General features: G+C 48.2%; 12 protein-coding genes. 5 read left to right on the plus strand and 7 right to left on the minus strand.

The features are described from left to right. From gcvPA to BQ5375_RS11915, 5 genes are all read left to right on the plus strand, one after another. A complete protein-coding gene (gene gcvPA / locus BQ5375_RS11895; RefSeq protein ID WP_022133534.1) occupies positions 1 to 1320 on the plus strand; it encodes an aminomethyl-transferring glycine dehydrogenase subunit GcvPA in 1320 nt (439 codons plus the stop codon). Further along, positions 1320 to 2750, plus strand: coding sequence for an aminomethyl-transferring glycine dehydrogenase subunit GcvPB (gene gcvPB, locus BQ5375_RS11900; protein WP_022133535.1), 1431 nt, complete (start codon positions 1320 to 1322; stop codon positions 2748 to 2750). Before gcvPA ends, gcvPB begins: the two co-directional genes overlap by 1 nt. A gap of 27 nt (positions 2751 to 2777) precedes the next feature. Continuing rightward, complete coding sequence (locus BQ5375_RS11905; RefSeq protein WP_022133536.1) at positions 2778 to 3785, plus strand: lipoate--protein ligase; 1008 nt, start codon at positions 2778 to 2780, stop codon at positions 3783 to 3785. Between the two features lie 31 nt (positions 3786 to 3816). Beyond that, a complete protein-coding gene (gene lpdA, locus BQ5375_RS11910) occupies positions 3817 to 5226 on the plus strand; it encodes a dihydrolipoyl dehydrogenase (protein ID WP_076917974.1) in 1410 nt (469 codons plus the stop codon). Between the two features lie 143 nt (positions 5227 to 5369). Next, entirely contained in the window at positions 5370 to 6611 is a 1242-nt protein-coding gene (locus tag BQ5375_RS11915) for a serine hydroxymethyltransferase (protein WP_022133539.1), read from the plus strand. Between the two features lie 143 nt (positions 6612 to 6754). Here BQ5375_RS11915 and BQ5375_RS11920 read toward each other — a convergent pair whose 3' ends face one another. The 7 genes from BQ5375_RS11920 to BQ5375_RS11950 form a co-directional block, all read right to left on the minus strand. Next, entirely contained in the window at positions 6755 to 7687 is a 933-nt protein-coding gene (locus BQ5375_RS11920; protein ID WP_022133540.1) for a rhodanese-like domain-containing protein, read from the minus strand. Between the two features lie 78 nt (positions 7688 to 7765). Next, positions 7766 to 8455: a TVP38/TMEM64 family protein gene (locus BQ5375_RS11925; RefSeq protein WP_076917975.1), complete on the minus strand. Its 690-nt coding sequence runs from the start codon at positions 8453 to 8455 to the stop codon at positions 7766 to 7768. Next, entirely contained in the window at positions 8448 to 9425 is a 978-nt protein-coding gene (locus BQ5375_RS11930) for a sulfurtransferase (protein WP_076917976.1), read from the minus strand. The genes BQ5375_RS11925 and BQ5375_RS11930 overlap by 8 nt, the downstream gene beginning before the upstream one ends. A 101-nt stretch (positions 9426 to 9526) precedes the next feature. After that, positions 9527 to 10570, minus strand: coding sequence for an ABC transporter ATP-binding protein (locus BQ5375_RS11935; RefSeq protein WP_022133543.1), 1044 nt, complete (start codon positions 10568 to 10570; stop codon positions 9527 to 9529). Positions 10571 to 10585: 15 nt separating this feature from the next. After that, the gene (locus tag BQ5375_RS11940; protein ID WP_022133544.1) at positions 10586 to 11389 is read right to left on the minus strand and encodes an ABC transporter permease; all 804 of its coding nucleotides are present in this window, start codon (positions 11387 to 11389) and stop codon (positions 10586 to 10588) included. Then, positions 11379 to 12269: an ABC transporter permease gene (locus tag BQ5375_RS11945; RefSeq protein ID WP_022133545.1), complete on the minus strand. Its 891-nt coding sequence runs from the start codon at positions 12267 to 12269 to the stop codon at positions 11379 to 11381. Before BQ5375_RS11945 ends, BQ5375_RS11940 begins: the two co-directional genes overlap by 11 nt. Then, positions 12269 to 13513, minus strand: a complete 1245-nt coding sequence (locus BQ5375_RS11950) for an ABC transporter substrate-binding protein (protein ID WP_076917977.1) — start codon at positions 13511 to 13513, stop codon at positions 12269 to 12271. Before BQ5375_RS11950 ends, BQ5375_RS11945 begins: the two co-directional genes overlap by 1 nt. Positions 13514 to 13524: the final 11 nt, after the last annotated feature.

Genomic DNA, 13524 nt, shown 5'->3' on the forward strand with positions numbered 1-13524 from the left:
ATGGGCTCCTACGTTCCCTCCACTTTAAAAGAGCAGAAGGAGATGCTCGAATCGATCGGGCTTTCCTCCATCGATGAGCTGTTTGCCCACATTCCAGACGAGCTGAAACTGAAAAGCGAGCTGAACATTCCATCCGGTAAATCCGAGATGGAAGTCAGCCGCACCATGAAGGATATCGCTTCTCACAGCCACATCTTTGGCACCATCTTCCGCGGTGCCGGTGCTTACAGCCATTATATTCCTTCCATTGTAAAGAGCGTTGTCAGCAAAGAGGAGTTTGTCACCGCATACACACCATATCAGGCTGAAATCAGCCAGGGAATTTTGCAGTCTATCTTTGAATACCAGACCATGATCTGTGAGCTGACCGGCATGGATGTCTCCAATGCTTCGGTTTATGATGGCGCTACCGCTGCCGCAGAAGCGGTCAATATGTGCTGTGAACGCAGCCGTCAGGTTGTTTTCTGCTCCGAGGCTGCACATCCGGACACTATTTCGGTCATTAAAACTTATTGCTGGGCTGCCGGACATGAACTTGTCCTTGTTCCACATAAGGACGGCAAAACTGATTGGGACAGCATCGCTTCCCAGCTTGACAAAAAAACTTCCGCCTGTGTCTATGTCCAGAGTCCAAACTTCTTTGGTCAGCTGGAAGAAGTAGAAAAAGCTGCTGAGCTGATTCATTCGGTAGGCGGAAAGCTCATCTGCGGATGCAATCCAATTGCACTCGGTGCACTCAAAACTCCCGCCGAACAGGGTGCTGATATCGCTGTTGGAGAAGGTCAGCCTTTGGGTATGCCACTGTCCTTTGGCGGTCCATACCTTGGTTTTATGGCAGCAACCTCCGCTATGATGCGAAAACTCCCCGGCAGAATCGTTGGAGAAACCACCGACGTGGATGGAAAACGCGCTTTTGTCCTGACTTTGCAGGCAAGAGAACAACACATCCGCCGCGAAAAAGCTTCCAGTAACATCTGTTCTAATCAGGCGTTGTGCGCTATGACTGCCTCGGTTTATCTGGCAGCAATGGGACCAGAAGGACTGCGCCGTGCTGCCCTGATATGCTATCAAAATGCACACACTCTGGCAGAAAAACTCTGCTGTATCCCTGGCATCCAGTTAAAATACACTGGTACCTTCTTCCACGAATTTGTTACCGAACAGGCAGACAGCGACCGCATCCTGTCTGCTCTGGAAAAAGAAGGAATCCTTGGCGGATATCCTCTTGAGAACGGCGACATCCTCTGGTGCGCAACTGAAAAGAACACCACAGAGGAAATTGACAAGGTCGTTAATATCATCAGAAAGGAGCTTATGTAATGCAACTGTTATTTGAACGCAGCCATCCGGGCAGAGGATGCACCATCCTTCCAGCCTGCGATGACATCAATCTGGACGCTTCTCTTTGCAGGGCACAGGCTCCCCATCTTCCACAGCTGAGTGAAAACGAAATCAGCCGCCATTACACCGAGCTTGCAAAACAGACTCATGGTGTCAATGATGGTTTTTATCCGCTTGGCTCCTGCACCATGAAATATAACCCGAAGATCAATGAAGAAATTGCTTCTCTTCCGGGCTTTACCGAAATCCATCCACTTCAGCCGGAACATACCGCCCAAGGTTGTCTGGAAGTTTTGAGCCTTGCTGACAAATTATTTAGCGAAATTACCGGCATGGATGCTATGACCTTCCAGCCTGCAGCAGGTGCCCATGGTGAACTGACCGGTCTGATGCTGATTAAAGCTTACCATCAGGCAAACGGTGATCATGACCGTACCAAGATTCTGGTTCCAGACTCTGCACATGGCACCAACCCTGCTTCTGCTTCGATGGCAGGTTTTCAGGTAGTCAGCATTCCTTCCCTTCCAAACGGATGCGTTGACACCAAGGCTCTGCGTCAGGCTGCGGATGAACATACCGCAGGATTGATGCTGACCAATCCAAACACAGTCGGACTCTTTGACCAGAACATCTCCGAGATTACCTCCATCGTCCATCAAGCAGGCGGTCTTTGCTACTACGACGGCGCAAACCTCAACGCCATCATGGGAATCGTTCGTCCGGGTGATATGGGATTTGACGTTGTCCATCTGAACCTGCACAAGACCTTCTCCACCCCACACGGCGGCGGCGGTCCTGGTTCCGGTGCAGTTGGATGCAAAGAATTCTTAAAACCGTTCCTTCCATCCCCAACTGTCTGCAAGGATGAAAATGGCTATCACTTCTGCCGCAATAATCCACAGAGCATCGGTTCTGTCAAGGAATTCTATGGAAACTTCCTGGTTGTCGTTCGAGCTCTGACCTATGTCCTGACACTTGGAAAAGAAGGTATCCCAGAGGCTTCTTCTAACGCAGTATTAAACTGCAACTACATGATGAATCACCTCAAGGATCTTTATGACATGGCATTCGACACCGGATGTATGCACGAATTTGTCATGACACTGGAAAAACTTAAGAAGGAAAAGGATGTTTCTGCGATGGATGTTGCAAAAGCTCTGCTGGACAACGGAATCCATCCACCAACAATGTACTTCCCTCTTATCGTTCATGAAGCACTTATGGTAGAGCCGACCGAAACAGAACCTCGCGAGGTTCTCGACCACGCAATCGAAGTATTCCGCAGCATCTATCAGACTGCGATAGAACAGCCGGAATCCCTGCATGAAATGCCACTGCATACGCCGGTTCGTCGTCTGGACGAGGTTGGTGCTGCAAGAAATCCAAAGCTTCGTTTTTCCTTTGAATAAATTATTCATTTCAGGAGGTATCCTTAGATGATCGAAACGCTTTCTTATTATATCGGCAATTCCCTAAACCCTTATCTGAACCTTTCCATCGAAGAATACCTCCTGGATACGGTACAGCCCGGGCAGATGATTCTGTATCTGTGGCAGAACGAACGTACCGTTGTAATTGGCAAAAACCAAAATGCCTGGAAGGAATGCCGCTTTCAGGAACTGGAACAGGATGGCGGGCATCTTGCCCGCCGGCTTTCCGGTGGAGGTGCCGTATTCCACGATACAGGGAATCTCAACTTCACCTTTCTTGTTCCTACCAAAGATTATGACCTTTCCCGTCAGATGTCGGTCATTCTGGAGGCAGTGCGCAGTTTGGGAATTGACGCACAGAAATCTGGCCGCAACGACATCACCATTGATGGAAAAAAGTTTTCCGGCAACGCATTCTGCCAAAAAGGCGAAAACTCCTATCATCATGGCACTTTGATGCTTCATGTTGACACGCAGAAGGTCGCACATTACTTGAATGTATCAGAAAAAAAGCTGCGTTCCAAGGGTGTTTCTTCGGTCTCTTCCCGTGTATGCAACCTCTGTGATTTTGTTCCTTCCCTGACAACCAAAGAGATGCAACAAAAACTTCTGGAAGCTTTTGCAAAAGTTTACCACCTCTCCCCTCTCCCCATCCCGGAAACTGCGATCGACCACAAACGGGTCATGGCGCTGTACAACCAATATTCCTCCTGGGAATGGAAATTCGGGCGAAAAATTAAGTTTAGCTGGGAAGCAAATGAACGTTTTGACTGGGGAGAAATTCAGATGCAGCTTCACATCAACGAAGGAATCATTCAGGATGCTCTTCTGTATTCCGATGCTCTGGACGCTGACTGGATTGAGCTCTTATCACAAAAACTGATTGGCTGTCGGTTTGAACCGGAGTACATCTTCCTGAAATTGCAAAAACTTTCTTTTAACCAGACGCAAAACCAGATTCTTTCTGATATCTGCAGTCTGATGCATCAGCAAAATTCCTCTGATTCTCATTGATAACGGTATTCTCACGAAAGGTGGCTTTTTCATGAAACAATATCAGCTCATCGTAATCGGTGCAGGTCCTGGCGGCTATGAAGCAGCCATCCGCGCCGCACAGCTCGGTCTCTCCACCGCTTTAGTTGAACGCCGCCAGGTGGGCGGTACCTGTTTAAACCGTGGATGCATTCCTACCAAAGCAATGCTCCACTCCGCACAGCTTTATCGGGACGCTTCCCGATTCGACCTGTTTGGTCTTCACACAGAAAACACCACATTCAGCTGGTCTAAGGTTCACGACCGAAAACAGGAGGTCGTCGAAAAGCTTCGCACTGGAATTGAGCAGCTGATTCGTGCAAATAAAATAGATTTTTTTAACAATTCCGCTTCCATTTTGTCTGCTCATGATGTACAATTAGACCAGGGGGATGAAACGCACCTTTATGGAGAAAACATCCTGATTGCAACCGGCTCGGTTCCGGCACGTCCGCCGATCCCCGGACTTTCCCTTCCAAATGTCATCACCAGCGATGAACTGCTTGAGGATCCATCCTGTACTCAGCATTTGGAGCAGGAAATTCTGATTATTGGCGGAGGCGTCATTGGCGTGGAATTTGCCAGTGTTTTCTCCTCCTTTGGATGCAAAGTGACCATCGTGGAAGCAATGGAGCGAATTCTTCCAACGATGGATCGGGAAATTTCTCAGAGTTTAAGCATGACTCTCAAAAAACGCGGTGTCGAAATTTATACTGGCGCCATGGTGGAAAAGCTTGAACAGGAAAACGGCAAACTGATCTGCCACTTTACTCAGAAAGGAACAGCTCAGAGTGTCCCTGCAGCTCAGGTTCTTGTGGCAATCGGCAGACGCCCCAACACAGAAGGTTTGTTTGGGGAAGGATTCCAGTTAGAGATGGAGCGCGGCCGCATTGTAACAGACGAGCATTTTCGCACCAGTGTCGATTCGATCTATGCGATCGGCGACGTCACCGCAAAAATCCAGCTGGCTCATATGGCGAGTGCACAGGGAATTTGTGCAGCACACATCATTGCGGGAAAAGAGCCGCCAATCCAGCTGAATACAGTTCCCGGCTGTATTTACACCGACCCTGAGATTGCCTCGGTCGGCCTTACCGAAGAAGAAGCAAAACAACAGTCTATCCCGGTGAAAAAAGGAAAATTTATCACGACCGGCAACGGACGTTCGCTCATTGATGAGCAGGAACGTGGATTCATCAAGATCCTTGCACACAAGGATACCGATGTCATTTTGGGTGCCCAACTGATGTGCTCCCGCGCAACCGATCTGGTTTCCGAGTTCTCCACCGCGATTGTAAACGGCCTTACTGTTTCTCAGTTAGCTTCTGTCATCCGTCCTCATCCAACCTTCTGTGAAGCCATCACCGAAGCGGTCGAGGATGTTCATGGTATGGCAATCCATCTTGCTCCGAAAAAGCGTTAACTTTGTCCCCAAACTTTAAGGTGAGAGTCAGCTCTCATGTTGCTTAACCGGATGGACGGGAAGAGGGCATTTCCCCGTCAGGTTTTGTAGGTTTTTCCATCCATCCGGTCATTTTTTACCCAAATTTTAAGGAGGCTTATGGAATGGTAAACGAAATTATGAACTTCATCGCGCAGCACGATCCGGAAGTAGGCAAAGCTATCGAAGCGGAATATGCCCGCCAGAAAAGAAATATCGAACTGATTGCCTCTGAAAATATCGTTTCCGAAGCTGTTATGGCTGCAATGGGAACGGTTCTGACCAACAAATACGCGGAAGGTTTCCCTGGCAAACGCTACTACGGCGGATGCGAGTGCGTCGATGTTGTTGAAAATATTGCGATTGAACGTGCGAAAAAACTGTTCTCGGCAGAGCATGCCTGTGTTCAGCCACACTCCGGTGCAAGCGCAAACATCGCAGTTTATTTTGCTCTGTTAAAACCGGGAGATACCGTTCTGGGACTCAACCTCGCTCATGGCGGTCATCTGACCCACGGCAGCCCGGTCAATATCTCCGGTACATACTATAACTTTATCCCATATAGCCTGGACGACACAGAACGAATCAACTACGATAAAGTTCGTGAGCTCGCTCTGGAACACAAGCCAAAAATGATTGTTGCCGGCGCTTCGGCATATCCAAGAGAAATCCGCTTTGATAAATTTGCTGAGATTGCGCATGAAGTCGGCGCTTATCTCTTTGTCGATATGGCTCATATCGCTGGTCTGGTTGCAGCTGGCCTGCATCAGAACCCTGTTCTGTACGCTGATGTTGTCACCACCACCACACACAAGACACTGCGTGGTCCAAGAGGCGGCCTGATTCTCTGCAAAGAATCTCTTGCAAAACAGATCAACAAAGCTGTATTCCCTGGCACACAGGGCGGTCCTCTGGAACACATCATCGCTGCAAAAGCAGTATGCTTTGGTGAAGCACTGAAACCAGAATTCAAAGCTTACCAGGAACAGGTTGTAAAGAATGCACAGGCATTTGCAACTGCACTCACTAACGAAGGTTTCCGTCTGGTTTCCGGCGGTACAGACAACCATCTGATCCTGATCGACCTGCAGAACATGAACATCACCGGTAAGGAACTGGAAAAACGTCTGGATGAAGTATACATCACTGCAAACAAGAACGCGATTCCAAACGACCCACAGAGCCCATTCATCACAAGCGGCCTGCGTGTTGGTACTCCTGCTGTCACAACCAGAGGCTTCAAGGAAGAAGATATGGCTGCTGTTGCAAAATTCATTAAATGGGCAGCAACTGACTTTGAAGCAAAAGCAGATGAAATCCGTGCCGGTGTCACTGAGCTTTGCAGCAAATACCCAATCTACGAATAAACCATTGCTTGTCACGCAAAGAAGCCATCATCGTTTGATGCTGGCTTCTTTTTCTATACTTACCTCTAACAAAAACACCGGACACCCTATTCTGGATGTCCGGTGTTGGTCTCTTATGAGAATTCTAATTTGCAGCTTATAAACTAGTTATTTTCCACATTATCTGGATAAGCTTCTGTCCACGCTTCAAATCCACCTTCCAATGTATAGACTTTGGACATATCGTAACCCAAAGCAGACAGAACATTGGTAGTTGCCTGTGCATAGCTCTTGCCGGTATAGCAGATGACAACCAGAGTATCATCCAAATCGCGGGTTGCTACCTGCATGGTGGAAACTCCTGCATTAAAGTCACCACTCTTAGCAGCGTCCATATCAGCGCCAACTGCTCCTGGAATGTGGGAAGCGGTGTAATCCTCTGCCTTGCGAACATCCAGGAAGGTGTATCCTTCTTCACCCAGGTGTTTGGATGCATCCTCTACGCTCATGTACTGCATCTCAACATCCTGTTCCGGAGCTTTAATTTCAGCAGATACCTCTACATTTTCCGGCTGTGCCTGAGTCCATGCTTTAAATCCGCCTTCCAATGTGTAGACTTTGGACATATCATAGCCCAGAGCAGACAGAACATTGGTGGTCGCCTGCGCATAGCTCTTGCCGGTGTAGCAGATAACGACCAAGTTGTTGTCTACATCCTTTGTTGCCTGCTGCATGGTTGCAACACCAGCATCAAAGTCACCGTTCTTGGCAGCATCCATATCAGCACCAACTGCTCCCGGAACATGGGAAGTGTTATAGTCTTCTGCTTTACGGACATCCAGGAAGGTATAATCGTCGCTGTCGAGCACCTTTGTTGCATCCTCTACACTAATGTACTGCATCTCAACATCCTTTTCAGGAGCTTTGATTTCAGAAGATTCAGCAGAAGTTTCCTCTGTCTTTTCTTCCTCCTTGGTTTCTTCTGTAGCTGTCTGCTGAGTTGTCTGATCTGCAGAAGTCTGCTGATTCTGTGTGCATCCTGCCATCATACCAGCAACCATCATCGCGCACAGCAGCATTGCAAATACTCTTTTCATGATACATGTACCTCCATTGTTTTATTGACAAGGGATTGCACTGGGTTGCAGTGCTCCCCTTGATTTACACTTACAGCTTTACTTTTTTATTTCTATCTTTTGATGTGAATTTTTAAAACGGTGTACCGCTATTGTCCCTACAGCCAGAATAACAGCTATGATTCTCATCATCCATGTGATATTGTCCGGAAGAGTCGTTACATAAGGAGAACAACAGAAGCCGTATACCAATGTCACGGCAAATTCACCGGCAGCGATACCCAAAAACCATTGTTTCCATCGCAACCCTCCAAAGCCCATCAGATAACCTGCTATACCACCTGCACTTGGGAACAAAAACAGCAGAACAACACAGCCTATACTGCCCCAACGCTGCACAGCAGATTGCAAAGGTAAGCACAGACTCTTTCTGCAAAACAGTAGATTGGACAGAGCAAAACATATACTTGCACCAATCATATTGCCAAGCCATGCAACCATCATTCCGGGCACTGTTCCAAACACCATGGTATCTGCGATGGTGAGAATCGGTGTAATCCATGGAAGGAACATTTCCCGAAACACTGCCAATACCATCGCATAACCAAGCTGCCAACTTCCGACCGAACGCAGCGCACCTGCCAAGGTCTGCGGACTTTTCTGGGTGAACAGCATCACCTTTGCCAGAAATGCCGAACGCAGCTGTGGAAATATCACAACTGCTCCGGCTGCCAGCAACAGCACAACCCAAGCGGCCAGCTGTATCCGTATTTTTGTTTTGTTACTCAACATCCTGAACTGCGCACCAGCGGTAATAGGATTCATCGTAGTTGAGGCTGTTTTCAAAACCGCACATCTCAAGTACCATCTGCATGTAAGCAGAACGGATACCTGCAGTACAATAGGTTACAATTTTATCATCTTTGGAAAGACCTGCTTCTTCGAACATTGCGGTGATTTCCTCGTTGGATTTTAAAACATTATCATCATTAAACAGGTCAGTAAATCGGATATGGATTGCACCCGGCAGATGACCGCCAGCTTTTTCGCCATACAGAACTTCGCCGTTATATTCTTCGTCAGCACGTACATCCACAACCTTAACGCTGTCATAGGTTTCTACCAGAGCATCGGTATTGATGAGATGGGTCTCGTCCAGTTCAGAAACGGTCACTTCGGCAGGAGTAAATTCTGCTGCACCCTTCTGGGTTGGAACACCTGCTTCTTTCAGCGCAGAGAAACCGCGGTCTGCAATCTTTACATTCTCAAAACCGACAGCAAGCAGTTCCCAAGCGATACGTCCGTCATCGCCCCATCCATCCTTACCATCCGAGAAAAGGATGATCTCTTTATCCGGTGTGATACCCATCGAACTCAAGACCTCGCTGAGCTGATCGAGTGGCAGGATCGTTCCCCACATCTCATCGCCGGAAGCTCCTTGTGCACAGCGTGCAAGTGGCTGCCATGCAGTTGCAATTGCACCCTCGATGGTACCTTTTTTTGCAGCATCTGCGCCGCGGGCATCAATAAAGATGACATCTTCACTGCCAATTTTGCTCTTAATATACTCAGGATCTGCAATGTATGCTCCGGTAAAAGCAGCCTGTGTTTCCTCTTCCACTGGTTCCTCTTTTGCCTCCGACTCGGTCTGCTGAGTCTGAGCACTTTCCTCTCCTGATGTCGCCTCCTGCTTGGTGCATCCGGTCATCATACTGCCGACCATCAGTGCTGCCAACAACAACGCAAGAATCTTTTTCATAAGTACATCGTCCTTTCTTTTTGTTTTAAACAAATTCTTTGCTTAAAACATCTTTTTATTTTCAGTACCGATGTTCTTGACATCAGCACCTCTTTCCCTCTTTATTTTGTATGTACACAGGGTTCCTGTTTTAACAGGAGAAGTTCTTCTGCATCCACCCGAACCCCGCACATTTTTCCCACACCAGGCGGTTCCATAACCCTTGCTGTCAGTATACTGTCCTCTCTTTGCAGGGTAACAAGGCTGGATTCTCCCTGATAGCAAACCTTGGTCACCTTCCAATTGCCATCCTCACACAAATGGACCATTCCCGGCAGGATACGAACCACCCAATCACCATCTGCATAACCTGATACCGGCATTTGCAGTGCAGGATGATAGAAAACTCCGTTTCTTACCTGACCGGACAGGTAACTGCAACCTCCAAAATAATCGGAAACACGCTTGTTGATCGGACGGCGGTAGATTTTTTCCGGAACATCTACCTGCACAATCTGTCCATCAATCATCAGAGCAATGCGATCGGACATCGACAGCGCTTCTTCCCTGTCATGGGTCACCATCACAATCGTGGTTTGTGTGCGCTGATGCAGTTCCTGCACAAAGCTGCGCATCTGTTCCCGCAGCTGTTCGTCCAGACTGGAAAATGGTTCATCCAACAGCAGCAATCTCGGCTGCGCAGCAAGTGCTCTTGCCAGAGCCACCCGCTGCATCTGACCTCCGGAAAGCTCATTGATTTTCCTTTTTTGCATTCCCGGAAGCTTCACAATTTCCAGCAGCTCTCTGACCCGCTGCTCCCGCTGCGAACGAGAGATTCCTTTGAGTCTGAGCGAAAATTCAATATTACCCTCTACACTGAGGTTTGGAAACAGTCTCAGATCCTGAAATACAATCACTGCTCCCCGCTTTTCGGTAGGCATATTCAGCACCGAACTGCCCTCGATGCACACATCTCCCCCCTGCGCTTCTAACAGTCCCGCTACTGTTTTCAGCAAGGTGCTTTTTCCACAGCCAGACGGTCCCAGCAACGAAATCATCTCCCCTTTATAAACGGTGAGGTTAATTTTGTGCAGGATCTCTTTTTTGTGCATCGAGACGATCAGGTCCCGTATCTCCAGTTCGGGTACAAGTTGTTGCAGCTCCAAACGTTTTTCTCCCTTCTATTCCCTGTTCTGTTCCAGACAGGGATAAAATCTTTGTACGATTTTGCGAAACACCAAAAATACCAGCACCGTAATCAGCAAAAACAGAGTGGTATAACCTGCTGCAAGGGTGCGGTCACCGTTTTGCAGGTAGGGCACCATGATTACCGTAAAGGTTCTGACATTGCCCCCACCAATGAGCAGGGTAAGAAAATACTGACTAAATGAAGTGATATACGCCATTGCCAGTGCAGAAAAGATTGCCGGCATCAGCGCTGGCATACTTACACTCCAGAATGCTCGCAAGCTACCTGCACCCAGCACTCTTGCCTGTTCTTCCAGCTTTTTCCCAATCGCACGGGTGCTGTCGGTCATGATGCTGACCGTATACGGCAGGGCACAGATCACGTGCACCAGAATCACCCCCGGCACTGTATCGCTTAATCCCACCCGAATCAACAGCAGATGAATTCCCATACCAAAGACGGTAGTCGGTACAATAAGGGGCAGCATGGAAGCAAACAACAGCAGTTTTTGTCCCGGAAATTGGTAAAAAACAATAGCACGCGCAGTCATCAGTCCCACCACCACTGCAATCAATGCCGCTGTCGCCGAAAGCAGGATGCTGGAATGCAGAATCATCAGTGCCTGACTTCCCAGCACTTCGCGCAGACCACGCAAGGAAAAGACCTGCGGAACAAGCTCTGGCCACGCCCATCGTTCGGTAAAGCACCAGATCAGCAGTACAATAAGCGGAAGCAATACACCAAACATTGCAAGCCAGACGATTCCTTTGCAGCATAAAGACAATTTACTCTTCATCCGACTTTCCTCCCTGCAACCGGATCATCTTCTGCTGGAACAGGCAATAGTATAGCCATGCCATTCCTAAACTGATAAACAGTACGATGCTGTTCATTGCCATTGCCCGGGGCCTATTTTTCAAATCCGGTGAGATGTATTCCAGATAGGCCGCTACCGGCAACGCTTTTGGAGTGGTTGGACCGAGCAGAAACGGCAGTTCATAAGCACCGAAGGAAAATGCAAGCACAATCAAAAAGGCGTTTTTGATTGCCGGCATACACAGCGGCAATGTCACACGAAAAAATGCCTGTATCGGGGATGCTCCCAAATTTCGGGCAGCTTCCCCCAGATTTTCATTGACTGCTGCCATTAGGGTTACCACAAAAAAAGCAACAAACGGAATTTCCTTCCACAAATATGACAGGATAATCCCGACGCCTGCCTGGTCAAATAGTAAATCAGGAAAACTTTCCTGACCGCTGATCATTCCCAATGCATACAAAAGACGTGCAAGCAATCCGCTCTGCGAAAGCAGATTCATTGCAAACAGTGCTACCACCACGTGCGGCAGCATAATCGGCAGTTGCAGCATTCCAACCATCTTGTTGCGTCCTTTTGCTTTTCCACTCAGCACCAAGGCCGAACACAGCAGGACACCGCCTATCACTGCCAGCACCGAAGACACCACCGACAGGTATAAACTGTAACCAAGCGATCGCCAAAGTTCATCAGAGCAAAACAATTCCTGATAGTAGCGCAGCGTCGGTTCGGTCAAACCCAGTGGTGGCACAATACCAAAGCTCTGCACCAGTCCGCTGCAAAGTCCCAGCAAAAAAACTGCCAGCAGAAACAAAAACGGCAGCAATAACAAAAGCGGCACAAGGCGCTGTCTCTTCATTATTTGCCGACTACCTCCTCCTGCCAGAGCTCTTCAATGATTGGAACCAGCTTGACCGGCATTTCTGGCAGACGTTTTTCCAACAGTTCTTCCTGTGGGATGGTACCCGGACCCGGATCTACCGCGTCAAAGAGCGACTTTTCCTCATCGGAGAGTTTGTCGTTATCCAGCACCGGCAGAATTTTGAGTTGATCGTAGCGCGATGCCTGAATTTCAGGGCTCAGCAGTTCGTTGATTGCTACCAGTGCGCCTGCTTTATTGGAAGCATTCTGAGCAATTGCAACAAAGTTTGTATTGCCGATAGTTCCATTGTCAAATAGAAAGCTTCGGCTGGTCTGGCTGCACATTCCTTTTTCGATCGCAGTCGCAATCCAATACGACTCATAGCGCATATGTAACAACAGTTCTCCGTCCATATACATGGTTTCCTGCTGTGCTACCGTGGCAGGAAAACTCTTGCCTTGCTTCCACAAATAAGGATTTAGCTCCCGAAGATAAGCAAGTGCCGGTTCAATTGCTGCTTTTACGTTTTCCTTATCTGCCTCCATATCCACAAAGACTTCGGGATCAACAAACTCGTAAATGATATTGCGCACAAACGCACTTCCGGTAAAATCAGGAGGTGCCGGATAGGTCACCTGTCCCGGATATTTTTTGACAAACTCGAGCAACTCCTGCGCGTTGGAAGGGGTCTCCGGTGTCTTTTCCTTGTCGTTAATCAGCACCAGCTGAGCCTTTCCATAAGGAGCTTCATACCCTTCAATCGGATAAGCAAAATCGTAGCAGGTATCGCTGGAGGTTTCATCTACATAATTTTTAAAGTTTGGCAGTGCCTGGGTAAACGGACCATACAGGAGATTATTTTCCTTCGCGGAGAAGAAATTCTCGCCGTTAATCCAGATCATGTCAATGCTGCCGTCCCTCTTTCCTGCCTGAACCTCCGAGGAAAGCTTATTGAGGATCTGGTCAATGTCCATCGGCACACGGTCAATGGTGATATCATATTTTTCCTTCATCTGCGGTGCGAAAACTGTATCAATCCAATTGTTGATCAGTTCGTCGCCTCCCCATCCATAAAAGCTGACGGTACTGCCCTTTGCCTGTTCGACCAAATCTTCAAAGCTGGTCTGACTTAAATCCAATTCTGCCTGTTCTTCCTTTGCTTGGCAGCCGCTGGCTCCCAGACAGATCAGCAGACTTAAAAGCAGTGCTGTCCCTTTCCTGATGATTGAGTTTCGTTTCATCGATTAAAACC

The organism is Negativibacillus massiliensis (genome assembly GCF_900148495.1).
Classification (GTDB): Bacteria; Bacillota; Clostridia; order Oscillospirales; family Ruminococcaceae; genus Negativibacillus; species Negativibacillus massiliensis.